At 72.7% G+C, this 21584-nt stretch carries 16 protein-coding genes; all 16 read right to left on the bottom strand.

Annotated features, from left to right (window positions below; all coding sequences use genetic code 11):
• Positions 1–21 precede the first annotated feature (21 nt).
• The 16 genes from K7C20_RS30545 to K7C20_RS30470 all read right to left on the bottom strand — a co-directional run bounded on the left by K7C20_RS30545 (position 22) and on the right by K7C20_RS30470 (position 21191).
• The gene (locus K7C20_RS30545; RefSeq protein ID WP_053210198.1) at positions 22–1071 is read right to left on the bottom strand and encodes a sugar phosphate isomerase/epimerase family protein; all 1050 of its coding nucleotides are present in this window, start codon (positions 1069–1071) and stop codon (positions 22–24) included.
• 55 nt (positions 1072–1126) lie between these two features.
• Entirely contained in the window at positions 1127–2536 is a 1410-nt protein-coding gene (locus K7C20_RS30540) for an alkaline phosphatase family protein (RefSeq protein WP_222892689.1), read from the bottom strand.
• Positions 2533–3747 (bottom strand): metabolite traffic protein EboE, encoded by a 1215-nt coding sequence (eboE, locus tag K7C20_RS30535; protein WP_030074405.1) that lies wholly within the window; start codon positions 3745–3747, stop codon positions 2533–2535. Before eboE ends, K7C20_RS30540 begins: the two co-directional genes overlap by 4 nt.
• 15 nt (positions 3748–3762) lie before the next feature.
• Positions 3763–4614, bottom strand: a complete 852-nt coding sequence (locus tag K7C20_RS30530) for a TatD family hydrolase (protein WP_030074403.1) — start codon at positions 4612–4614, stop codon at positions 3763–3765.
• 165 nt (positions 4615–4779) lie between these two features.
• Positions 4780–5505 (bottom strand): EboA domain-containing protein, encoded by a 726-nt coding sequence (locus K7C20_RS30525; RefSeq protein WP_078953073.1) that lies wholly within the window; start codon positions 5503–5505, stop codon positions 4780–4782.
• A complete protein-coding gene (locus K7C20_RS30520; RefSeq protein ID WP_078953071.1) occupies positions 5499–6578 on the bottom strand; it encodes a sugar phosphate isomerase/epimerase family protein in 1080 nt (359 codons plus the stop codon). The genes K7C20_RS30525 and K7C20_RS30520 overlap by 7 nt, the downstream gene beginning before the upstream one ends.
• Positions 6575–7780 (bottom strand): SCO3242 family prenyltransferase, encoded by a 1206-nt coding sequence (locus tag K7C20_RS30515; RefSeq protein ID WP_078953069.1) that lies wholly within the window; start codon positions 7778–7780, stop codon positions 6575–6577. Before K7C20_RS30515 ends, K7C20_RS30520 begins: the two co-directional genes overlap by 4 nt.
• Positions 7781–8019: 239 nt before the next feature.
• A complete protein-coding gene (locus tag K7C20_RS30510; RefSeq protein ID WP_222892687.1) occupies positions 8020–9273 on the bottom strand; it encodes an inositol-3-phosphate synthase in 1254 nt (417 codons plus the stop codon).
• Positions 9270–10637, bottom strand: coding sequence for a ThuA domain-containing protein (locus tag K7C20_RS30505; RefSeq protein WP_053209565.1), 1368 nt, complete (start codon positions 10635–10637; stop codon positions 9270–9272). Before K7C20_RS30505 ends, K7C20_RS30510 begins: the two co-directional genes overlap by 4 nt.
• A gap of 86 nt (positions 10638–10723) precedes the next feature.
• The gene (locus tag K7C20_RS30500) at positions 10724–13201 is read right to left on the bottom strand and encodes a PQQ-dependent sugar dehydrogenase (RefSeq protein WP_030087303.1); all 2478 of its coding nucleotides are present in this window, start codon (positions 13199–13201) and stop codon (positions 10724–10726) included.
• Between the two features lie 242 nt (positions 13202–13443).
• Positions 13444–14451 carry a sugar phosphate isomerase/epimerase family protein gene (locus K7C20_RS30495; protein WP_030087301.1) on the bottom strand — a complete coding sequence of 336 codons (1008 nt, stop codon included), beginning with the start codon at positions 14449–14451 and terminating at the stop codon, positions 13444–13446.
• A 12-nt stretch (positions 14452–14463) separates the two neighbouring features.
• Entirely contained in the window at positions 14464–15579 is a 1116-nt protein-coding gene (locus tag K7C20_RS30490; RefSeq protein ID WP_078953325.1) for a Gfo/Idh/MocA family protein, read from the bottom strand.
• Positions 15580–15750: 171 nt separating this feature from the next.
• Positions 15751–16812 carry a substrate-binding domain-containing protein gene (locus K7C20_RS30485; protein WP_030087296.1) on the bottom strand — a complete coding sequence of 354 codons (1062 nt, stop codon included), beginning with the start codon at positions 16810–16812 and terminating at the stop codon, positions 15751–15753.
• Entirely contained in the window at positions 16809–17783 is a 975-nt protein-coding gene (locus tag K7C20_RS30480; protein WP_053209582.1) for an ABC transporter permease, read from the bottom strand. Before K7C20_RS30480 ends, K7C20_RS30485 begins: the two co-directional genes overlap by 4 nt.
• A 167-nt stretch (positions 17784–17950) precedes the next feature.
• A complete protein-coding gene (locus K7C20_RS30475; protein ID WP_053209583.1) occupies positions 17951–19513 on the bottom strand; it encodes a sugar ABC transporter ATP-binding protein in 1563 nt (520 codons plus the stop codon).
• Between the two features lie 496 nt (positions 19514–20009).
• Positions 20010–21191, bottom strand: coding sequence for an ROK family transcriptional regulator (locus K7C20_RS30470; protein ID WP_053209567.1), 1182 nt, complete (start codon positions 21189–21191; stop codon positions 20010–20012).
• Between the last annotated feature and the right edge of the window lie 393 nt (positions 21192–21584).

The following is a 21584-nucleotide window of genomic DNA, read 5'->3' as shown; positions in this document are numbered from 1 at the left end:
TCCGCGCGGTGGTACGTCCGGCTACCCCCGCAGGTGACGGAGGTGGCGGGCGGAGCGGGCGGCGGTGGACAGCGAACCGGCCGGGTTGGCGGCCGGATCGACGGCGTCATCGCGCTCGACGATCCAGTGGTGGTCGCGGTGGCCGTGGCCGTTGCGGCGGTACACGGTGGCCAGAAATCGCCCGTAGTCGATATCGCCGTCGCCGACATCGGTCATGTGGTAGCCGTCCTGGGCGGCGGTGTCGTGCTCCCCGTCCTTGACGTGGAAGAGCGGATAGCGGTGCGGGGCCTTCAGCACGTAGTCGAGCGGTTCGAAGGGGGCGGGGGTGCCGTCGGGCCGTCGTGAGAAGCGGTACTGCGCGACATACGCCCAGTAGATGTCCATCTCCAGGAAGACCAGTTCGGGGTCGGTCTCGGCGAGCAGCACGTCATAGAGGCGCACGCGCGGGTTGTCGGTGGCGAAGGAGAATTCTTCGGCGTGGTTGTGGTGGTAGAAGCGCATCCCACGGGCCTTCGCGGCGGCACCGTAGGTGTTGAATTCCTCGGCGGCGCGCTTCCAGGCGTCGACCGTGTTGCCGTAGCGGTCCGGGCTGGAGGGGGTGCCGATGTGCGGCAGGCCGAGCGCCTCGGCGTCGTCGAGGACCTGGGTCAGCTGGGTGGCGAAGGTGTACGCCTTGGGGTCGGTGGAGGAGTAGCCGACGTGGCTGCCGACGCCGCGCAGGCCGTTGTCCCGCATCAGGCGCTTGAGCTGGGCGAGGCTGATGGCGCCCGCGCTGCCCTGGGTGTAGCCGGCGAACTCGACCTCGTCGTAGTGGTAGCGGGCGAGTTCCTCGAAGACCCGGGCGAAGCCCAGCGATCCGGTCTGGTCGCGCAGGGTGTAGAGCTGGATGCCGAGCCTGCCGGGTGGCAGCAGCCGGCGCCGGCCGTGTGCCGCGGGGGCGGCCGCAGGCTCGGCGGCGGCGGTCCGCGCGCCGAGCAGGGCCGCGGCGGTGGTGCCGGCGGCGACGCCGAGGAATCTGCGGCGGGCGAGCTTCCGGGCGAGGTCGCGGGTGCGCTCGGGGTCGTACGTCATGGTGGGCTCCTCGGGAAGGTCTGGGGGGTGGCGGGACTTGGGGGTCCGGAGCGGCTCAGGTGAGGCCGGCGAGGCGCAGCAACAGCGGCTTCACGTCGGTGGCGGCGGGAGCCGCGGGCAGGACGTCCGGCTGTGAGCAGATGAGGACGGGGCCGTCGGCGGGGCCGGCGGGCAGCAGTCCGTGGCTGCCGCGGACCGGCTCGGGGTCGAGCGGGACGACCGCCATCCGGTAGCGCATCCCGGTCTTCTTGCGGGCGAGCGCGGCCGCGGCGCGGAGGCGCACGTACGGGTCGCGCGGGTCCATGAAGAGTTCGGCCGGGTCGTAGCCGGGTTTGCGGTGGATCTCGACGAGCCGGGCGAAGTCGGGCGCGCGGGCGTCGTCGAGCCAGTAGTAGTACGTGAACCAGGCGTCGGGCTCGGCCAGCGCGACGAGGTCACCGGCCCGCGGATGGTCGAGGCCGCATTCCTTCTTGCCCTCGTCGTCGAGGAGTTGCCCGAGCCCGGGGAGGCCGGAGAGCGCCTCGCGGGTCGCGGTGAGGTCCGCGGGGCGCCGGACGTAGACGTGCGCGATCTGGTGGTCGGCGACCGCGAACGCACGGGAGGCGGCCGGGTCGAGATACTCCATCCCGTCCTGGGTGTGCACCTCCAGCAGTCCGGCCCGGCGCAGCGCGCGGTTGATGTCGACGGGGCGGCGCACCCGGGTGATGCCGTACTCGGACAGCGCGACGACGGTGGTGCCGGCGGCGCGGGCATCGTCCAGCAGCGGGGCGAGGACGGTGTCGAGTGCGGTGGCGGCGGCGTGCGAGCGGGGGTCGTCGGGGCCGTAGCGCTGGAGGTCGTAGTCGAGGTGCGGGAGGTAGCAGAGGGTGAGATCGGGCCGGCGGGTGCGGTGCAGGTGGCGGGTGGCCTCGGTGATCCACTGGGAGGAGGCGAGCGAGGCGGTCGGCCCCCAGTAGGTGAAGAGGGGGAACGGGCCGAGCAGTTCGGTGAGTTCGTCGTGCAGGTCGGGCGGCCGGGTGTAGCAGTCGGGTTCCTTGCGGCCGTCGGCGTAGTAGATGGGGCGGGGCGTCACGGTCCAGTCGGTGTCCGCGCCCATCGCGTACCACCAGCAGACATTGGCGACGGTGTAACCGGGGCGCGCACGGCGCGCGGCGTCCCAGATCTTGTCCCCGCCGACCAGCGCGTTGTGCTGCCGCCAGAGGTGGACCTCGCCGAGGTCGCGGAAGTACCAGCCGTTGCCCACGATGCCGTGGCCTGCGGGTGTCGTCCCCGTCAGAAAGGTCGACTGGACGGTGCAGGTGACGGCGGGCAGCACCGTGCCGAGCGGGCGGTACGCCCCGGCTTCGGCGAGCGCGGAGAGCCGCGGCATATGAGTCAGCAGGCGCGGGGTGAGGCCGACGACGTCGAGGACCAGCAGGCGCCGGCCGGGGGCGGGGTCCGGGGTGGGGTGCGTCGGTCCTGTCACGGCAGCTCCTTGAGGCCGAGATCGGTCAGCAGGTCGCGGGCCAGGGCGAGTTCGGCGGCGATGCCGTCGATGAGCCGGCCGCGGGTGCGCGGCCGCAGCTCGGGGGGCAGGGCCTGCCACGTGTAGGTCTCCACCTCCAGGTGGTGGGTGCGCGGGGCCGGTCCGCCGACCAGGAGCGCGAGGGCGTCCTGGAGGACCACCATGGTGGAGGTGAGCGGCGGCTGGGGCGGGGCGTGCAGCGGCACATGGAAATGGGCGCGCCAGGGGTGGTTCGTGGGCAGCCCGGTGTCCTCGGCGAGTGCCTCGTCGAGGTCGTCGGTGGCCAAAAGCGCGCCCTGGGGGCCGCGGGTGCGGGTCTGGTGGAGGAAGCGGGGCTCGGCGAAGGCGCTGAGGGCAGTGCGTACGGCGGTGTGCCCGGGGTGTTCGGCGTGCAGGGCGGCGGAGAGCTGGGACTTGACGATCGGCACGGCGGCGCGGTGCAGCGCGGCGAGCGCTTCGTGGGGGTCCTCGAAGGAGGTGGCGAGGTGGCAGGTGTCGAGGCAGAGGCCGATACGGGGGTGGCGTCCCGCTGCTGAGGGGTCCCGGCGCAGGGCGGTGACGGGGCCGATGGCATCGGCGGTGGTCTCGATGAGGCAGCCGGGCTCCGGCTCCAGGCCGATGCGGACCGAGCGGCCGGTGAGTTCTTCGAGGGCGTCCAGCCGGCCGGCGAGGGTGCGCAGCGCCTCCAGGACGGTGCCGCGGCGGTCGGCGGCCCCGCGGGCCGGGTCGAAGTCGGTGCGCCAGGCGAGCGGGAGGGTGGAGATGGTGCCCTCGGCCGCGTCGTCGGGGAGCAGGGCGGTCAGCAGCCGCGCCAGGTCGGTGGTGTGGTCGAGTCGGGCGGGTTCCGTCCAATCGGGCCGGTACACGCGGTACTTGACCCGCTGGTCGCCGAACCCTTCGTAGGGGAAGCCGTTGAGCGTGACGACCTCCAGGCCGAGGGTGTCGAGCTCCCGGCGGAGGCGGCGCAGTGCGGCGGGGTCGGCGGTGAGGGCACGGGCGGCGTCCCTGGCGAGCCAGAGTCCGATGCCCAGGCGGTCCCGGCCCAGGCGCTTGCGGACCGGGGCGCAGTGGTCGCGCAGCTGGGCGAGGACGCCGTCGAGGGTCTCGGCGGGGTGGACATTGGTGCAGTAGGCGAGATGGACGGTGGACCCGTCGGGGTGGCGGAAGCGCATGGTGGCCGGACCTCCTCATTCCCCGCCGCGGAGGAGGGAGTTGCCCTCGTGCAGCGCCCCGGGCGGCCGGGGGCTGTTCAGGTTCAGCCGGCCGCTCTGTCCGTAGAAGGCGGCGGGGTTGCGCCACAGCACCTGGTCGACCTCGTCCTCGCTGAAGCCGGCCGCGAGCATCGCGTCGCCGGCCTCTCGGGTCTTGAGCGGGTCGCTGCGGCCCCAGTCCGCCGCGGAGTTGACCAGGACCCGTTCGGTGCCGTGCAGCCGCAGGATCCGCACCATGCGGTCGGGGGTCATCTTGGTGTCGGGGTAGAGGGAAAAGCCCAGCCAGCAGCCACTCTCAGTGGCCGCGCCTACGGTTGTCTCATTGAGGTGGTCGAGGACGACGCGCTCGGGGGCGAGGGCGGATTCGCGCAGCACGTCCAGGGTGCGGCGGAGCCCGGCGGCCTTGTCGCGATGGGGGGTGTGGACGAGTGCCGGCAGGCCGTGGTCGGCCGCGAGCTGGAGCTGGGCGGCGAGGGCGGTGTCCTCGGCGGGGGTCATGGAGTCGTAGCCGATCTCACCGACGGCGACGACCGCATCCTTGACGAGGTAGCGGGGCAGGGCGTCGAGGACGGGGGTGCAGCGGGGGTCGTTGGCTTCCTTGGGGTTGAGGGCCAGCGTGCAGTGGTGAGCGATGCCGTACTGGGCGGCGCGGAAGGGTTCCCAGCCGAGGAGGGAGTCGAAGTAGTCGAAGAAGGCGGCGGGCGAGGTGCGGGGCTGCCCCAGCCAGAAGGAGGGCTCGACGACGGCCCGGACGCCGGCGGCGTACATCGCCTCGTAGTCGTCGGTGGTGCGGGAGGTCATGTGGATGTGCGGGTCGAAGATGCGCATCGGGACTCCTCGCGGGGGTGGGGGGCCAGGGCTTCTTGGTGGGGGGAGGGGGCTTGGGGGTGAGGGGGTGGGTGGGGGAGGGGGCATGGGGTGAGGGCCCTCGGGGGGCTAAGGCTCTGTGGGAGGGCTACGGCTCTGTGGAAGGGATAGGGCTCTGTGGAAGGGCTAAGGCTGTGTAGGGGCCTGGGGCTCGGTGGGGTTGTGGTGAGCGGGGGATCGTCCGACGGGGGTGCGGGGAGCTGGGGTGGGTTCGGTGAGGGCCAGGGCGCGGCGGAGATCGTCGGGGAGGGCACGGCCGGCGGCGGTGCGCTCGCGGGCGTAGTCGCGGAGCATCCGGGCTAGTTCGGCATCGCCCCGCGCGCGTGGGGCGAGCCCGGCCACGGCTGACAGGGGGACGCCCGTGAAAAGGCACTTCAAGACGGCGTGCCGCCAGGCGTGGGCGTCGAGGTAGCGGGCGGCGTACGGCCCGACGGCGGCCGCTACCAGCCAGGTGTCGTTCGTCCGCAGCGCATCCTCGACGAGCGGCGTGGCGGCCGGGCCGAGCTCCAGGTACGGCAGGGCCAGCAGCACGGCACGGCGTTCGGCGGCCGTGCCGTGCGCAGCGACCCGGGTGACGGTCGGGGCGTCGGCGCGGGCCGTGCACAGCATGAGCACACGAGCCGCCTCGGCGGCTTCCGGGTCCGGCTCGTGCGGCGGCTCACGCCGGGTGCAGCACCGCCCGGCCGAGGCGAACCGCATCTCCCAGGCGGGTGGTACACCAGCTGCCGGGGTGGGTTCGGCGCCCTGCGCTGCCTCGGTGAGCGCTGTGCTGAGCCAGGTGCGGGCGGGGGCGTCGAGGCGGGCGCGCAGAGAGGTGTGGAGGTGGTCGAGGCGCTGTTCGGGGGTCAGCACGGGGTGGCTCCCCGGGGGGCGGCGGGGCCGGTGGGGTGCTTCGGCGGGGTCGCTCGGTGCTGTTCGGCAGGGAGTTGAGGCGAGTTGTGCTGTTCGGCAGGGAGTTGAGGCGCGTTGTGCTGCTCGGCGGGGCCTTGTGGCGCGGTGTGCTGTTCGGCGGAGCTCCGTACGGCGGCGCGCTGTGGGGCGGTGGGCTGCCCTGCAGTGAGTTGGTGTTGCGCGGTTCGGAGGAAGTCCAGGGAGGATGCGGCGAGTTGGGGGCCGACGTGGGAATGGCGGGGCAGTTCGACGCTGACCAGGCCCTGGTAGCCGACGTCCTTCAGGGCGTCCAGGACCGGTGGGAAGTCGATCTCCCCGGCACCGAACGGCAGATGTTCGTGGACGCCCCGCCGCATGTCCTCGATCTGCACATGCCGCAGCCATGGCGCCGCGGCCCGTACACAGGTGGCGGGCGGATCGGGCTCCAGGCACTGGCAGTGGCCGATGTCCAGGGTGAGACCGAGCAGCGACGCCTGCGGCCCGCCGAGTACGGCACGGAGGTAGTGGAAGTTCGCGAGATCGGAGACGAGGTGGCCGGGCTCGGGCTCCAGGACGAGCGGCAGCCGGGCGTCGGCGGCGGCTTCGAGGACCGGACCGAGGGAGCCGGCGAGGCGATGCCAGGCGGTGTCCTCGGAGGTGACGTCCGGGCGGACGCCGCTGAAACAGTGGACGGCCCGCGCCCCCAGGTCGGCGGCGACACGGACGGCGGTGCACAGCAGACCGGTACGGGCCGCACGGGCCTCCGGGTCCGGGTCGAGAAGCGTGGGGTGGTGTTTGCGGTAAGGGTCCAGGACGTACCGCGCGCCCGTCTCGACGGCCACGGAGAGCCCCAACTCGCCGAGCCGGCGGGCGACATCGGCGGTGCGGGCCGCCAGCCCAGGGGCGAGCGGGTCGAGGTGCATATGGTCCAGGGTCAGGGACACCCCGTCGTAGCCGAGGTCGGCGAGGAGGGCGAGGGCATCGTTGAGGCGGAGGTCGGTGAGACCGTTGGTGCCGTAGGCCAGCCGCAACGGGGTGGTCGTCGTCGAGGTCATGTCGGGCTGACCTTTCGGGACAGGCGCCGGGCGGCGGGGATCAGCGCGAGCAGGGCGGCCGCGGTACGGGGTGCGCCGGCGCGGGCGGTGAGCGCCGCCTGGAGCGGGATCATGGCGCGGATACCGCCGCCGACGGCGCGCTGGAGGAAGTACGGCGAGGGATTGAGGACCGCGTGGAGGAGCGGGCGGGCGGCGGTGGCTCCGTACCCGGCGAGCAGGGCGGCGGTGACGGGGGAAGGGGCCGGGGCGGCCGGACGGTCCGCAGACGGGCGGCCCCCGGCAGGGCGGTCCGCTGCCGGACTGCCCGCAGACGGGCGGCCCGCGGCCGGCCGATGCGCAGCCGGGCGATACGCGGCAGGACGGACACGGCTCCCGCTCTCACTCCGCATCTCGCTCCGGCTCCGGATCCGGCCGCCCCTGTCCGCGCCCGCCGCCGCACCCGCCACCGCGGCGACCGCCGCCAGCCCGGCCAGCGGCAGGGCTGATGAACTGCCCTGGGCCTCGCGGCGCGAGACGGTGGTGACGGCGAGGGTGTGGGCGCCGAGCAGCAGCGCGGAGGGCAGCGCCGCGCGGGCGGACCGGGCGGCTCCGGAGGGATACGGGGGGCCGGTACGGTCGGCGACGAGCGGTGGCCGCGGTCGCGTGGTGCCCGGTGGAGCGGTGGCGACGGCTCCCTGGAGCAGGTCCAGGGAGCGGGCGCAGGCCATGGCGGCCGGGCCCACGGGGGTGTTCTTGAGGTGCAGGTCGTAGGCCCAGACCGTGGCCGCGAGGGCGGTCGCGGTGAGCAGGGCGGGGCGGCTCGCCGCCGCGGCGAGGGCGAGTCCGGCGACGGTCAGGCCACCGGCCGCGGTGAGGGCGGCGGCCGGTGCGATCCGGCCGGACGGGATCGGGCGGCCGGGGCGTTCGACGGCGTCGATATCGCGGTCGGCCCAGTCGTTGAGCGCCATACCGGCCTCGTAGAGGCACAGGGAGGCGCATGTGGCGAGCGCGGTGCGGTGGTTCGGGCGGTGGCCGGCGGCGGTGGCGCCCGCGAGCAGATCGCCGGGGACGCTGAAGAGGGCTGAGACACGAAGGAGTTCGGCCCAGGCCCGGCCCGTGCCGTTGGCGTTGCCGTTGGCGTTGGCGTTGGCGGCGGCACCTGCGCCGGCGTCGCCCGTATCTCCCGTGGCCCCGCCGGAACCCGCGGCTCCCCCGGCGCCCATACGCCCGTCGGCGCCCGTACGCCCGCCGACACCCGTGGGACCGGCGTCCCCCGTACGAACACGCCCGGTGGCAGGATCCCCCACAGAACCCGCCACCGGGCCGTTCTTCATGGGGCGCGGCGCTCGGCCGGCCCTGGGGCCGAGGCGCTGCCCCGGTCCCAGCTCAGGAACATACCCAGGCTTCCGCCCGGCCATCCCTCCCTTTCCCTCCGGTGATCGGCCCGGCCCGTTCACCGGGCTCATGACGGCGTCCCGTTCCGCAGCAGTTCGGCGTACTCGACGAGCGCGGCGTATTGCTCGGCGAGCGCGGCCGGGCCGCCGTCCGGGTCCTTGAAGTAGAAGCCGAGGGCGGGTTGCGGACCGGACAGCCCGACGGTGTGGGCGGCGGCCAGGAGGCGGGCCAGATCGAGGACGAGGGGGGCGGCGAGTGCGGAGTCGCAGCCCTGCCAGGTGGTCTGAAGGGTCATACGGCTGCCGAGGAAACCGTCGAAGGCGATGTGGTCCCAGGCGGTCTTCCAGTCGCCGAGCGCCGGCACGTTGTCGATGTGCAGGTCGCCCGCGGGCAGTTCGCCGAGGGTGTCGGCCAGGACCCGGGCCTTGCCGGCGTTCTTGGCGGCCGCGGCACCCGGATCGGCGAGGGCCGCGCCGTCGCCGCCGCCGAGGAGGTTGATGCCGGACCAGGCCCGTACGGCGAGTGCCCGCTGGGCGAACATCGGGGCGAGGACGGAGCGCAGCAGGGTCTGCCCCGTCTTGCCGTCGCGGCCCGCGTACGGCAGTCCGCTGACCGTGGCCATCTCCTGGAGGAGGGGGTGGTGCAGGCCGGTGGAGGGCGTGAAATTGAGGTACGGGCAGCCCGCGCGCAGGGCGGCGTAGGCGTAGAGGGAGCTGGCCGGGAGCCGGTCGCCGTGCGGGTCGGCGGGGGCCGGTTCCGTGCTGGCGACGTTGATGACGACGGTCCGGTCGAGGTGGTGGTCGCGGCGGAAGGCCCGGAGGTCGGCGGCGAAGGCGCTGATGAGTTCGGCGTCGGTGCGGGTGTCGCCCGCCTGAGGGCCGCCGGGCCGGATCGCGGCGTCGGCGGCGGTGAGTTCGGCGTGTACGGCCTGCGGCAGGCCGTACGGCAGGACGCCGCCGGCGGCGAGTTCCTCGGCCCGTTTGGTCAGCGGGCAGGAGAGGGTGTCGTGGCCGCCGAAGACCAGGGCGGAGAGGGCGGGGAGGGCGGGGACAGGGGGGTCGGTGAAGGGGGCGGATTCGGTGACCATGCCGGTGGGACGGTGCAGACCGGCGGTGAGGGCGGCGCAGCCGGCGATCACGGTGGTGGCGACGGAGCCGCGGGCGCCGATGAGCCAGACGCCGGTATGGCGGGTGGGCCCGGTAAGGCGGGTGGGCTCGATGAGGCGAGTGGGCTCGGTGCGGCGAGTGGGCTCGGTGCGGCGGGTGGGTTCGGTGCGGCCGCTTCCGTCGGCCGTGTCCGTGGTCGGGCCGGCGGCCGTCATTTCGTCCCCCTGTTCCGCTCGGCCGCGCCGCCCGCCGGGGCGGCCGGCTCCTTGAGCCGGATGTTGCGGAACGCCACGTGGTCATCGGCGCCGTGGTTCTGGAGACCGAGGTAGCCGTCGGTCAGGCTGCGGTCGGGGTCCTTGTTGGTGAAGTCGTTGATCTCGACTCCGTTGAGATACACCCGCAGGCGCTCGCCCTGGACCTTGATCTCGTACGAGTTCCACTGACCGGGCGGCCGCAGGGCCCGGTCGCGGGCCTCGAGGTCGGCGGACTGGAAGGAGTAGACGGCGCCCGTGGTGCGGTCCGGCGCGTCCGTGGCGTCGATCTGGATCTCGTAGCCCTTGTCGACGGCCGACCAGGGGTCGTCGGAGGCCGGGAAGCCCACGAAGACCCCGGAGTTGTCGTCGCCCTGCATCTTCCAGTCGAGCTTGAGGGAGTACGACCCCAGCTCCTTGGCCTGGTACCAGAGCAGGCCCATGCCGCCCTCGGAGACCAGCGTGCCGTTCTCGACGGTGAACCCTCCGGGCCCGGCCTGCTTCCATCCGTCCAGGGTCCGGCCGTTGAAGATCGGCCGGTGGCCGGTGCGCGGCCGGCAGTCGGCGATGGCCTTCCCCGCGGCGTACTTCAGGCCGCCGAGCAGATGGGCACGGAACGCCGGGTCCGCGTAGGACTCCTTGGTGTGGCCGCCCCCGGTGTAGAAGGCGCGCCCGCCGCCGTAGCTCTGGCACCAGGCGATCGGATGGTCGCCCTTCATGGTGCCGCCCGTGTAGGTCGTCTCGTCGAGGGAGGCGAGGACATGGGCCTGCGCACGGGGGTTGGTGCGGTAGTTGTACCACTCGTCGGTGCGCTCCCAGGCGTCCGGAAGGTGCGCGGTCGCCGGGTTGCGGCGGTCCTCGACCCGGACCGTGGCGGGCTGGACGGCCGGATGCGACTGGAAGTAGGCGCCGACGAGCCCGCCGTAGAAGGGCCAGTCGTACTCGGTGTCGGCGGCGGCGTGGATACCGAGGTATCCGCCCCCGTCGGCGACATAGTCCTCGAACGCCTTCTGCTGGGTGTCGTCGAGGACGTCGCCGGTGGTCGACAGGAAGACGACGGCGTCGTAGCGGGCGAGGTTGCCGGGCGTGAACGCGTCCGCGGACTCGGTGGCGTCGACCGGGAGAGAGCCGGCGTTGCCCAGTTCCCGCAGGGCGGCGATGCCGTCGGGGATGGAGTCGTGCCGGAAGCCCGCGGTCTTGGAGAAGACCAGGACGCGGCCGGTGTCGTGGTGCCGGGCGGGTGCGGCGGCGCCGGGCAGGGCCATGGTGGCGAGCAGGGCGGCGGCCGTGGCGGCGGTGATGCCCAGGCGGCGTGCGGAGGGGTGCATGGGGTGTCCTTCCTCCGGCGGGGCGTACGGGCCGCTGTGCTGCGCGGCCCGTACGCCCCGGTCGGCGAGGGTGTCAGCCGGGTGGCTCAGCCGGTGGTGAAGGTGAAGTCGTCCACGTCGTAGAGGGCGGCGCTGCCGCTGCCCTTGAAGACGAGGTAGAGGGTGGTGCTCGTGGCGGGCGGGCGGGTGAGGGCCGTGGTCACGTCCCGGTAGGTCTCCCAGGACCCGGTCGGCTCGACCTTCGCGCTGCCGAGCAGCCGGCCGGTGGGCGAGCCGCTGCGGATCTCCAGGGTGCCGCCGCTGCCCGCCGAGGCGACGCGGGCGGTGAGGGACGTGGCGTCGGAGATCAGGTACGGCGTGAAGGAGATCCAGTCGCCGTTGTTGATGTCGCCGACCGTCTTGCCGCCGTGGGCGGGCGTGTGGCCCACGACCGAGACGCCCTCGGAGCCGCCGAAGTGCTCGGCCTGGCGGTGCTTGGGCTGGGCGACGTGCTGGTCGTGTGTGGTGAGCGCGGGCTGGCCGCCTGCGCCCTTGTCGGTGTACTCGGCGTCGAAGACTCCGAAGACGTTGGCGTTCGGGTCGTGCTCGCTGTCGGCGCTCGTCTTGATGACGCCCGAGCAGCCGGTGGCGGACGTCACCGGGTGGCCGTGGCTGTCGTGGCCGAGGATGTGGGTGACCTTGACCTTGGTGCAGTCGATGGTCCCGTCCTCCGGGTCGGTCACCTTCACCTTGAAGGGCACCTCGTCGCCGAAGGTGAACAACTGCCCGTCACCGGGGAGTTGCAGGGTGACCTTGGGCGCGGTGTTGCCGACGACGAGGTGTACGTCGGCGCTGCCGGTGCGGCCGGCCGGGTCCTTGGCGGTCACGGTCGCCGTGTAGGTGCCGTTCTTCCGGTACGTGTGGCCGGGGGCGGCACCCGTGCCGGTGGTGCCGTCGCCGAAGTTCCACGCGTAGGTGAGGGTGCCGCCGTCGGCGTCGCTCGCGGTGGAGGAGAACTTCACCTGCATCGGCGCCTGGCCGGAGGTCTTGTCGGCCTTGGCGTCGACCACGGGCGAGTGGCCTTCGGTGGCGTTCTCGATGCGGTAGAGGCCGGAGTTCTCGTCGCCGCCGAACCAGGCGGTGCCGTAGTCCAGGACGTACAGGGCGCCGTCCGGGCCGAAGGCCATGTCCATGATCTGGGTGCCGGTCCACGGGAAGGGGTTGATGGACGTCACCTTGCCGTCGCCGTCCTGCTCGATCCGCTTGATCCAGCGGCGGCCGAACTCGCCGGCGAAGAAGTCCCCGTCGTACGCCTCGGGGAACTTCACCGGGGACGTGGACGCGGCGTCATAGCGGTAGACGGGGCCGCCCATCGGGGACTCGGAGCCGGTGCCGAACTCGGGCACGGAGCCGCCGTCGTACGGGATCCACGCGGCCTGCGCGGGCGGCAGGTCGACGAGGCCGGTGTTGTGCGGCGAGTTGTTCTTCGGCGCGCCGCAGTCGAAGGCCGCACCGGACGCCTTCGTCGCGAAGTCGTAGTCCACATAGGCGTCGTTGTCGCCCGTGCAGTACGGCCAGCCGAAGTTGCCGGGCTTGGTGACGCGGGCGAACTCGACCTGGCCGGCCGGACCGCGCTTGGGGTCGGCCGCACCCGCGTCGGGGCCGTAGTCGCCGACGTAGACGATGCCGGTCGGCTTGTCGACGCTCATCCGGAACGGGTTGCGGAAGCCCATCGCGTAGATCTCGGGACGGGTCCGGTCCGTACCGGGAGCGAAGAGGTTGCCGGACGGGACGGTGTACGAGCCGTCGTCGGCGACCTTGATGCGCAGGATCTTGCCGCGCAGGTCATTGGTGTTGCCCGCCGAACGCTGGGCGTCGTAGGCGGGGTTGCGGGTGTCGCGCTCGTCGATGGGGGTGAAGCCGTCGGACGCGAACGGGTTGGAGTCGTCACCGGTCGACAGGTAGAGGTTGCCCTCCTTGTCGAAGTCGATGTCGCCGCCCACGTGGCAGCAGATGCCGCGGGACGCGGGGACGTCGAGGATCTTCTTCTCGGAGGCGTTGTCCAGGGTGCCGTCGGTGTTGAGGGTGAAGCGGGAGAGGCGGTTCACGCCGTCGAAGGGCGTGAAGTCGGCGGCGGTGCCGTCGTTCGGGGCGTCGCCCGCGGGGGTGTCCAGCGGGGGTGCGTAATAGAGGTAGACGGCGCGGTTCTGCGCGAAGTCCGGGTCCACGCCGACGCCCTGGAGGCCCTCTTCGTCGTGGTTGTGGACCGCGAGCCTGCCCGCCTGCTTCGTGGTGCCGTTCTCGTCCGTGAGGCGCAGGATGCCGTCGCGGGAGGTGTGCAGGACCTTGCGGTCCGGGAGGACGGCCAGCGACATCGGCTCGCCGACCTCTTCGGCGCCCTTGGCGAGGGTGACCTGCTGGAAGTCCTCGGCCGAGGCCCGGTCCTCGGCGGCCGGTGACCCGTTGGCGGGCGGCGGGGCGGCGGAGACGGCGGGGGTCGTGCCGAGGGCCAGTGAGGCGGCGGCGAGTGCGGTGCTCGCGAGGAGTGCCAGTGCCGACCGTATGGGGGGTCTTCTTCGAGGCATTGCGGTGCCTTCCGTGCGGGTGGGTGGTGGGGTCCTTGTCGCTCGGCCTCCGGCCCTTGCTCGTCCTCGATCGCCGGACGGGCTGGATGGGGTGCCGGAGGGGCTTGACGGGTGCCGGAGCACTTGAGGGGGTGCCGGACAGGCTGGAGGTTGGGGTGCCCCCGGACGGGCTGGAGGTTGGGGTGCCGGACGAGCTGGGGGACGCCGGACAGGCTGAGGGTGGGGTGCCGGGCGGGCTGGATTCACCCGGCCTTGTTGCTGAATGCCGCGTCGAACGTCGCCGTCGGTGGTTCGAAGTCGTAGGTGCGCAGCCGGGCCAGGGCCTCCGGGGCTCCCTGGAGACGGTCCATCCCCGCGTCCTCCCACTCGACCGAGACGGGCCCCTCGTACGCGATGGAGCGCAGCATCCGGAAGACGTCCTCCCAGGGGACGTCGCCGTGCCCGGCGGAGACGAAGTCCCAGCCGCGGCGCGGATCGCCCCAGGGCAGATGGGAGCCGAGCCGGCCGTTGCGGCCGTCGAGGCGCTTACGGGCCTCCTTGCAGTCGACGTGGTAGATGCGGTCGCGGAAGTCGTAGAGGAAGCCGAGCGGATCGAGGTCCTGCCAGACGAAGTGGCTGGGGTCGAAGTTGAGCCCGAAGGCCGGGCGGTGGCCGATGGCTTCGAGGGTGCGGTGGGTGGTCCAGTAGTCGTAGGCGATCTCGGACGGGTGCACCTCGTGGGCGAACCGCACGCCCTGCGCGTCGAAGACGTCGAGGATCGGGTTCCAGCGTGCGGCGAAGTCCTCGTAGCCGCGCTCGATCATCGACTCGGGGGCGGGCGGGAACATCGCGACCAGATGCCAGATCGACGAGCCGGTGAAGCCGATGACGGTGTCGACGCCGAACGCGGCCGCCGCGCGGGCGGTGTCCTTGATCTCGGCCGCGGCCCGCTGCCGAATGCCCTCGGGCTCGCCGTCGCCCCAGATTCGGGCCGGCAGGATCGCCTGGTGACGCTCGTCGATGATCGCGTCGCAGACGGCCTGTCCGACGAGGTGGTTGGAGATCGCCCAGCAGCTGAGTCCGTACTTGTCGAGCAGGGCGTGGCGGGAGTCGAGGTACCCGGGGTCGGCGAGCGCTCTGTCGACTTCGAAGTGGTCGCCCCAGCAGGCGAGTTCGAGGCCGTCGTAGCCGAAGTCGCGGGCGAGCCGGCAGACCTCTTCCAGGGGCAGGTCGGCCCACTGGCCGGTGAAGAGGGTGAAGGAGCGGGGCATGACCGGGCCTCCCTAGGCCGGGACGGGTGTGTGGACGGAGTTCTTGGCCGCGCTCTCCTCGACGGCCGCCAGGACGCGCTGCACCTGGAGACCGTCGGGGAAGGAGGGCTCCGGCGGCGCTCCGGTGGCGATCGCCTGCACCAGGTCGCGGGCCTGGTGCACGAAGGTGTGCTCGTAGCCGAGTCCGTGGCCGGGCGGCCACCAGGCCTTCAGGTACGGGTGGTCGGGCTCGGTGACGAGGATGCGGCGGAAGCCGGCGGCGTCGGCCGGTTCGGTCTGGTCGTGGAACGACAGCTCGTTGAGGCGCTCCAGGTCGAAGGCCAGCGAGCCGCGCTCACCGTTGAGTTCGATCCGCAGGGCGTTCTTGCGGCCGGCCGCGGCCCGGCTGGTCTCGAAGGAGGCCAGGGCGCCGGAGGCGAACCGGCCGGTGAACAGTGCGGCGTCGTCCACGGTGACCCGGCCGCGGCCGCCGTCCGACAGCGGCCGCTCGGCGACAAAGGTCGTGGTGACGGCGGAGACTCCGGTCAGCCGCTCCCCCGCGAGGTGTTGGGCGAGATCGACGATATGCGCGCCCAGGTCGCCCAGGGCCCCGGAACCGGCGTGTTCGCGGCGCAGCCGCCAGCCCATCGGCGCCGTCGGATCGACCAGCCAGTCCTGGAGGTAGGTCGCGCGGACATGGCGCAGCGTCCCGATCCTGCCCGCCGCCACCATCCGCCGGGCGAGCGCCAGCGCGGGCGTACGGCGGTAGTTGAAGCCGACCATGGCGATCTGGCCACGGGTCCGGGCGGCCTCGGCGGCCCGGACCATCGCCTGCGCCTCGGCGACGGAGTTGGCGAGCGGCTTCTCGCACAGCACGTGCTTACCGGCTTCCAGCGCGGCGACGGCGATCTCGGCGTGGCTGTCGCCCGGGGTGCAGATGTCGACCAGCTGGACATCGTCGCGGGCGATCAGCTGCCGCCAGTCGGTCTCGGCGGCGGCCCAGCCGAGTTTGCGGGCGGCGGCCCCTACGGCGGTGGCGTCGCGCCCGCACACCGCGTTCATCGCCGGGCGCAGCGGCAGGTCGAAGACGCGTCCCGCGGTGCGCCAGCCCTGGGAGTGGGCGGCGCCCATGAAGGCGTAACCGACCATGCCGATGCCCAGGGCGGGGGCACCGTCGGGGTGGCTGTGGTCCTGCGCGTGGTCGTCCATGAATCACCTCGTCTGTCGACGGTGGGGAGGCCTCTCCGGCGGGGCGCGGACCGGCCCGTGGACCCGGCGGGGCACACGATCCGGCCGGTCGGCCCGGTGCCGTACGGCGGATCAGTGGAAGCCGGTGGGGAGGTGGTCGTCGACGTTGTCCTTGGTGACGACGGCGGAGTAGAGGGTGAGCGAGGCCGGGATCTCCAGCTCCGCCATTCCGCCGATGCCCTTGCCCTGGGCGAGCGCACGGGCGAGGTCGATGGCGGAGGCGGACATCGTCGGCGGGTAGAGGACGGTGGCCTTCAGTACGGAGTTGCCGGCCTTGATGGTGTCCATGGCCTTGCGGGATCCCGCACCGCCGACCATGAGGAAGCCGTCCCGGCCGGCCTGCTTGATGGCACGTTCGGCGCCCACGCCCTGGTCGTCGTCGTGGTTCCACAGCGCGTCGAAGGAGGGGTGCGCCTGGAGCAGTCCCGCCATCTTCGACTGGCCGGATTCCACGGTGAATTCGGCGGCCTGTCTGCCGACCTTCTCGATATGGGGGTAGTTCTTCAACGCGTCGTCGAAGCCCTTGGTGCGCTGCCGGGTCAGCTCCAGGTTGTCGATGCCGGCCAGCTCGACGACGGTGGCGTGCTTCTTGTCCTTGAGCTGTTCGCCGATGTAGTGCCCGGCGTTCAGTCCCATGCCGTAGTTGTCACCGCCGATCCAGCAGCGGTAGGCCTGTGGGGAGGCGAAGACCCGGTCGAGGTTGACGACGGGGATGCCGGCCCGCATGGCCTTGAGGCCGACCTGGGTGAGGGCCTTGCCGTCGGCCGGCAGGATCACCAGCACGTCGACCTTCTTGTTGATCAGGGTTTCGATCTGGCCGATCTGCTGGGCGGTGTCGTTGGAGCCCTCGGTGACTTCGAGGGTGACGTCCTTGTAGCGCCGGGCCCGGGACTTGGCGTTCACATTGATGGCGTTGAGCCAGCCGTGGTCGGCCTGCGGTCCGGCGAAGCCGATGGTCACGTGCTTGCCGGGCTTGTCGTCGAGGCCGCCCGTCTGCTGGTCGTCGCTCGTCGCCGCCCGGTCGTTGCTCTCGTTGCTGGTGCAGGCGGTGAGGAGGGCGCCGGCGGAGACGGCGGCGGCGCCGAACAGGATGCCTCGGCGGGTGGTGGGGGTGTGGTGCGCATGCTCCGTCATGACGTACGGCCCTTCCTCTGGATCAGTACGGCGGCGACGATGATCGCGCCCTTGGCGATCTGCTGGACTGCGGTCTCCAGGTTGTTCAGCGCGAACAGGTTGGTGATGGTGGTGAAGACGAGGACGCCGAGGACGGAGCCGGTGATGGTGCCGCGGCCGCCACTGAGGAGGGTGCCGCCGATGATGGCGGCGGCGATGGCGTCGAGTTCGTAGAGATTGCCGTTGGTGTTCTGGCCGGAGCCGGTGAGGACGATGAGCAGGAACGCGGCGATACCGCAGCACAGGCCGGACAGCAGATACAGCAGCAGGCGCTGACGGCGCACATCGATACCGGCCAGCCGGGCGGCCTCCGGGTTGCCGCCGACGGCGACGGTGCGGCGGCCGAAGGTGGTGCGGTGCAGCACCAGCCAGCCGATGACGGTGACGGCCGCGAAGACCAGCACGATCGGCGGAACGCCCAGGACATAGGCATCGCGCTGGCCGAGCTCCAGGACCGGCTGGACGTCGACGATCTGGGTGCGGCCCGCGCTGATCTGGAGGGCCAGGCCGCGGGCCGAGGCGAGCATGGCGAGGGTGGCGATGAACGGCACCATGCCGCCGAAGGAGACCAGCAGGCCGTTGACCAGACCGCAGCCCAGACCCACGAGCAGGGCGGAGAGCAGGATGCCGCCGAGGCCGTACTGCTGGGTGGCCACCGTCGTCGCCCAGACGGTGGCCAGGGCGACCATCGCGCCTACGGAGAGGTCGATACCGCCGCCGATGATGACGAACGTGACGCCGACGGTGACGACCCCGATGACGGACGCCTGGGTGAGCACGAGTTGGAGGTTCTGGAGGCTGAGGAACTGCTCGGGTGTGGTGAGGGCGCCGACGAGGACGAGGGCGGCGAGGACGATGAGGAGGGAGAGGTTGCGGAGGTCGGGGCGAGTACCCCGCCGTCGGGTGGCGGCATGCGCGCGGGGCGGCCCCACCGCCGGTGCCGGGGCCCCGGCCGGGGCGGGGGCTTGCCCTTCTGAGGTGTTCACGGGACTGCTCCTTGCGGGTGTCGGCGGGGCGACGGCAGTGGGGGCGGATACGTGGTGAGGCCCTCGGACGCCGGGCGGGCCGTCTCTGGCCGGGCTCGTCCGCGAGCGCCCGGCTAGCGCTTGCGGAAGGCCGCGGGCGGGCCGGAATCCCGCCGGCCGGTGGCGGGCGGCCCGTCCGTCATCACCAGGTCGAGCACCCGGCGTTCGTCCAGCGAACCGGACTCCGCCTCGTGCACAACCCGGCCCTCGCGGAGGACGAGGACACGGTCGGCGAGACCGAGGACCTCGGGAAGTTCGCTGGAGACCAGCAGGACGGCCAGCCCGTCGTCTGCCAGTTGGCGGATCACCGCGTACAGCTCTGCGCGGGCGCCCACATCCACTCCCCGGGTCGGCTCGTCCAGGAACAGCACCCGGCAGCCGCGCAGCAGCCAGCGGGCCAGTACGGCCTTTTGCTGATTGCCGCCGGAGAGGGTGCGCACCGGCCGGTCCGGGTCGTCGGGGCGCAGGCTGAGGCCCCGGGTGGCGGCCCGGGTCGCGGTCCGCTCCGCCGTACGGTCCAGCCAGCCCGCGCGGGCGAAGCGCGCCAGGGAGGAGACGGAGACATTGCGGCTGACGGACTCCAGGAGCAGCAGCGCCTGGGACTTGCGCTCCTCCGGGGCGAGGCCGAGGCCGGCGCGTACGGCGGCGGGTACGCTGCCGGGCCGCAGCGGCCGCCCGTCGACGAAGACCCGCCCGGCGGTGGGCCTGCGGGCGCCGAAGACGGTTTCCAGGATTTCCGAGCGCCCGGATCCGACGAGCCCGGCCAGGCCGAGGATCTCGCCGGGGTACAGGGCGAAGTCGAGCGGGGCGAACTCACCGTCCCTGGCGAGGCCTTCGACGGCCAGTACAGGGGCGGTGGCGGACGCGGCGGCTACCGGAGGGCGCGGGGGAAACGGGTGCTCGACGGTGCGGCCGGTCATCAGGGCGACGATGTCGCGGGTGGGGGTCGCCCGTGCGTCCAGGCCGCGGGCGGCGGCGCGGCCGTCCTTGAGGACGGTGACCCGGTCGCCGATGCGGCGGATCTCCTCCAGACGGTGCGAGATGTGGATGACGGCGACGCCCTCGGCGGTGAGGCCGGCGACGATGCGGAAGAGGTTGTCGACCTCGTCCGGGTCGAGGGCGGCGGACGGTTCGTCCATCACGATCAGCCGGACGTCATGGGAGAGGGCCCGGACCATCGACACGACCTGCGCTCCGGCGGCGGACAGGCTCCCGACGAGCGCGCCGGGGGCGATCTCCGGGTGCCCCAGCCGGGCGAGCAGCTCGGCGGTACGGGCCGCGGTCTCGCCGGAGCGGACGAAGCCACCGGTGGCGACCTCATGACCGAGGAAGACGTTCTCGGCGACGGAGAGATGTTCCACCAGGTCGAGTTCCTGGTAGATGGTGGCGACGCCCAGGCGCATCGCGGCGATCGGCGAGGGGAGTGTCACGGGGGCGCCCTGCCAGCGGATCTCGCCGGCATCGGGCTGGTGGACGCCGGCCAGCACCTTGATCAGAGTGGACTTCCCGGCACCGTTCTGCCCGAGCAGACAGTGCACTTCACCGGCGGTGACGTCGAGATCGACGCCGTCCAGCGCACGGACACCGGGGAAGGATTTGGTGATGCCCCGCATGGTGAGCAGGGGCGCGGGCGCCACCTCGGGTCCGGTGGGCGGCTGGGGACGGTGCTGTGGTGCCATGACGTGGCCTCCTCGGCGCGACGCCGGTGAGCGGGCAGGGCAAACGGGCAGGGCAAACAGGCTGGGCACGCGGGCAGGTTGAACGGGCAAGGGGGGACGGGGAGTTCACGCCTCTGCGGGCGGCGGTGCGACAGCGCCGGGCCACGGCGGTGCCGGGGCGGTACGGCTGGTGCGAAGCCCGGTTGGTACGGCTGGTGCGAAGCGCGGTGGTGCGGCCGGCGCGAAAGCCCGGTGGTGCGGCTCGTGCGACAGCCCGGTGGTGCGGCTCGTGCGTGCGTGCAGTGGAGCAGGCGTACGGTTCGAGCGGGCAGATCAAGCGCGCAGTTCACTCGGCGGATCGGACGGACGGATCAGACGGGCGGATCGGACGGGCGGATCGGACGGGCGGATCGGACGGGCGGATCAAGCAGGCCGATCGAGCGGGCGGATCGAGCGGGCGGATCGAATGAGCGGATCAGGCAGGCGAGAACAGATGGTCGCTGATCAGGCGGGCCGCGCCGGTCACCCCGGCCGCCTGCCCCAACTCCCCCAGCACAATGGGGAGATTGCCGGTCGCCAGCGGAAGCGACTGGCGGTAGACCTGGGTGCGGATCGCGGCGAGCAGGGTGTGGCCGAGTCCGGTCACCCCGCCGCCGATCACCACCAGCCCCGGGTTGAAGAAGCTGACCAGGCCGGCGATGACCTGGCCGGTACGGGTACCGCCGGCCCGGATCAGATCCAGTGCGGCGGCGTCACCGGAGGCGGCGGCGACGGCCACATCGGCGGCGGTCAGCGGGCCGCCCGCCGCCATCCGGGCGGCGAGTTCGGGTGAGGTGCCGTCCTGGGCCGCGTCCGTCGCGTCCCGGGCCAGCGCCGCGCCGCCGAAGTACGCCTCCAGACAACCGTGGTTGCCGCAGGCGCACGCCCGGCCGTCCGGCTCGACCTGGATATGGCCGATGTCGCCGGCGCTGCCCGTCGTACCGCGGTAGACCTCGCCGCCGACGACGATGCCGCAGCCGATGCCGGTACCGATCTTGACGAAGAGGAAGTCCTGCGAGGTGCGGGCGACGCCCGCGTGCTGCTCCCCCATGGCCATCAGATTCACATCGTTGTCGACCATGACCGGGCAGCCCAGTTCCTGGCTGAGCGCCTCGCGCACGGGAAAGCCGTCCCAGCCGGGCATGATCGGCGGCGCGACCGGCACGCCCTCGGGAAAACGGACCGGCCCGGGGACGCCGATACCGGCACCGTCGAACCCCTCCGCCACCCCACTCGCCTTCAACTTCGCCGCCAGCGCCAGGACTTGCTCGAAGACCGCGACCGGCCCCTCGCGTACGTCCATGGGCTGGGTCAGATGGCCCAGCACCTCCAGCTCGGCGTTGGTGACCGCCACATCGACGGAGGTGGCACCGATGTCCACGCCGAGGAAACGCAGCGCGGGGGCGAGCCGGATGTTGTGGGAGCGGCGGCCGCCGCGCGAGGCGGCCAGTCCGTCGGCGACCACGAGTCCGGTCTCCAGCAGCCGGTCGACCTCCACCGCGAGCTTGGAGCGGGAGAGTTCGACCCGGTCGCCCAGCTGAGCACGGGAGTTGGGCCCGTCATCGCGCAACAGGCGCAGGAGCCGCGCCTGATGCGCGTTCGCGGGCCTGGCCGTCATGCGCCTCACGCCGCCCCTCCAGCCGTACTCGGCATCGACCGACCGGTGTTGCGGTGTCGCCGTACGGCGTCACCACCGGGCTTTCGAGGGGAACGTAGCAGCGCTTGTCCGCACGGGGAAGAACTACGGACAGAATCCATGCCGACTTTCTCCTGCGTGAGGACAAAGCGTCGCGCGGACGGGTCCGGACCCGAGGCGGCCCAGGGGCGGGGCCGGACCCGAGACGGCCCGGGGGCGAGCCGGGGCCGTCGCGCACCCACAGCCGGAGCCGGTCGCCCTCCTGCCGGCGGCCCTCAGGACCCGTCTCCCAGACCTCCGTGAGCCCGCCCGCCCCTGCCGCCTGCGCCTGCCCCTACCCGTGTCCCTGAGCTGCCGTACAGACCCCGGGCGACC

Source organism: Streptomyces decoyicus (assembly GCF_019880305.1).
Lineage (GTDB): Bacteria > Actinomycetota > Actinomycetes > Streptomycetales > Streptomycetaceae > Streptomyces > Streptomyces decoyicus.
The sequence above is the reverse complement of the archived record's forward strand: the minus strand, read 5'-3'. Positions and strand labels throughout refer to the sequence as shown.

What these genes read in the sequence shown, in the direction of transcription:
- K7C20_RS30510 (WP_222892687.1), bottom strand. Translation starts at nt 9,273, where the DNA reads ATGACGGCCGCCGGCCCGACCACGGACACGGCCGACGGAAGCGGCCGC.
- K7C20_RS30490 (WP_078953325.1), bottom strand. Translation starts at nt 15,579, where the DNA reads ATGGTCGGTTACGCCTTCATGGGCGCCGCCCACTCCCAGGGCTGGCGC.
- K7C20_RS30485 (WP_030087296.1), bottom strand. Translation starts at nt 16,812, where the DNA reads ATGACGGAGCATGCGCACCACACCCCCACCACCCGCCGAGGCATCCTG.
- K7C20_RS30495 (WP_030087301.1), bottom strand. Translation starts at nt 14,451, where the DNA reads ATGCCCCGCTCCTTCACCCTCTTCACCGGCCAGTGGGCCGACCTGCCC.
- K7C20_RS30530 (WP_030074403.1), bottom strand. Translation starts at nt 4,614, where the DNA reads ATGCGCATCTTCGACCCGCACATCCACATGACCTCCCGCACCACCGAC.
- eboE (WP_030074405.1), bottom strand. Translation starts at nt 3,747, where the DNA reads ATGCGCTTCCGCCACCCCGACGGGTCCACCGTCCATCTCGCCTACTGC.
- K7C20_RS30520 (WP_078953071.1), bottom strand. Translation starts at nt 6,578, where the DNA reads ATGACCTCGACGACGACCACCCCGTTGCGGCTGGCCTACGGCACCAAC.
- K7C20_RS30545 (WP_053210198.1), bottom strand. Translation starts at nt 1,071, where the DNA reads ATGACGTACGACCCCGAGCGCACCCGCGACCTCGCCCGGAAGCTCGCC.
- K7C20_RS30470 (WP_053209567.1), bottom strand. Translation starts at nt 21,191, where the DNA reads ATGACGGCCAGGCCCGCGAACGCGCATCAGGCGCGGCTCCTGCGCCTG.
- K7C20_RS30515 (WP_078953069.1), bottom strand. Translation starts at nt 7,780, where the DNA reads ATGGGCGCCGGGGGAGCCGCGGGTTCCGGCGGGGCCACGGGAGATACG.
- K7C20_RS30500 (WP_030087303.1), bottom strand. Translation starts at nt 13,201, where the DNA reads ATGCCTCGAAGAAGACCCCCCATACGGTCGGCACTGGCACTCCTCGCG.
- K7C20_RS30505 (WP_053209565.1), bottom strand. Translation starts at nt 10,637, where the DNA reads ATGCACCCCTCCGCACGCCGCCTGGGCATCACCGCCGCCACGGCCGCC.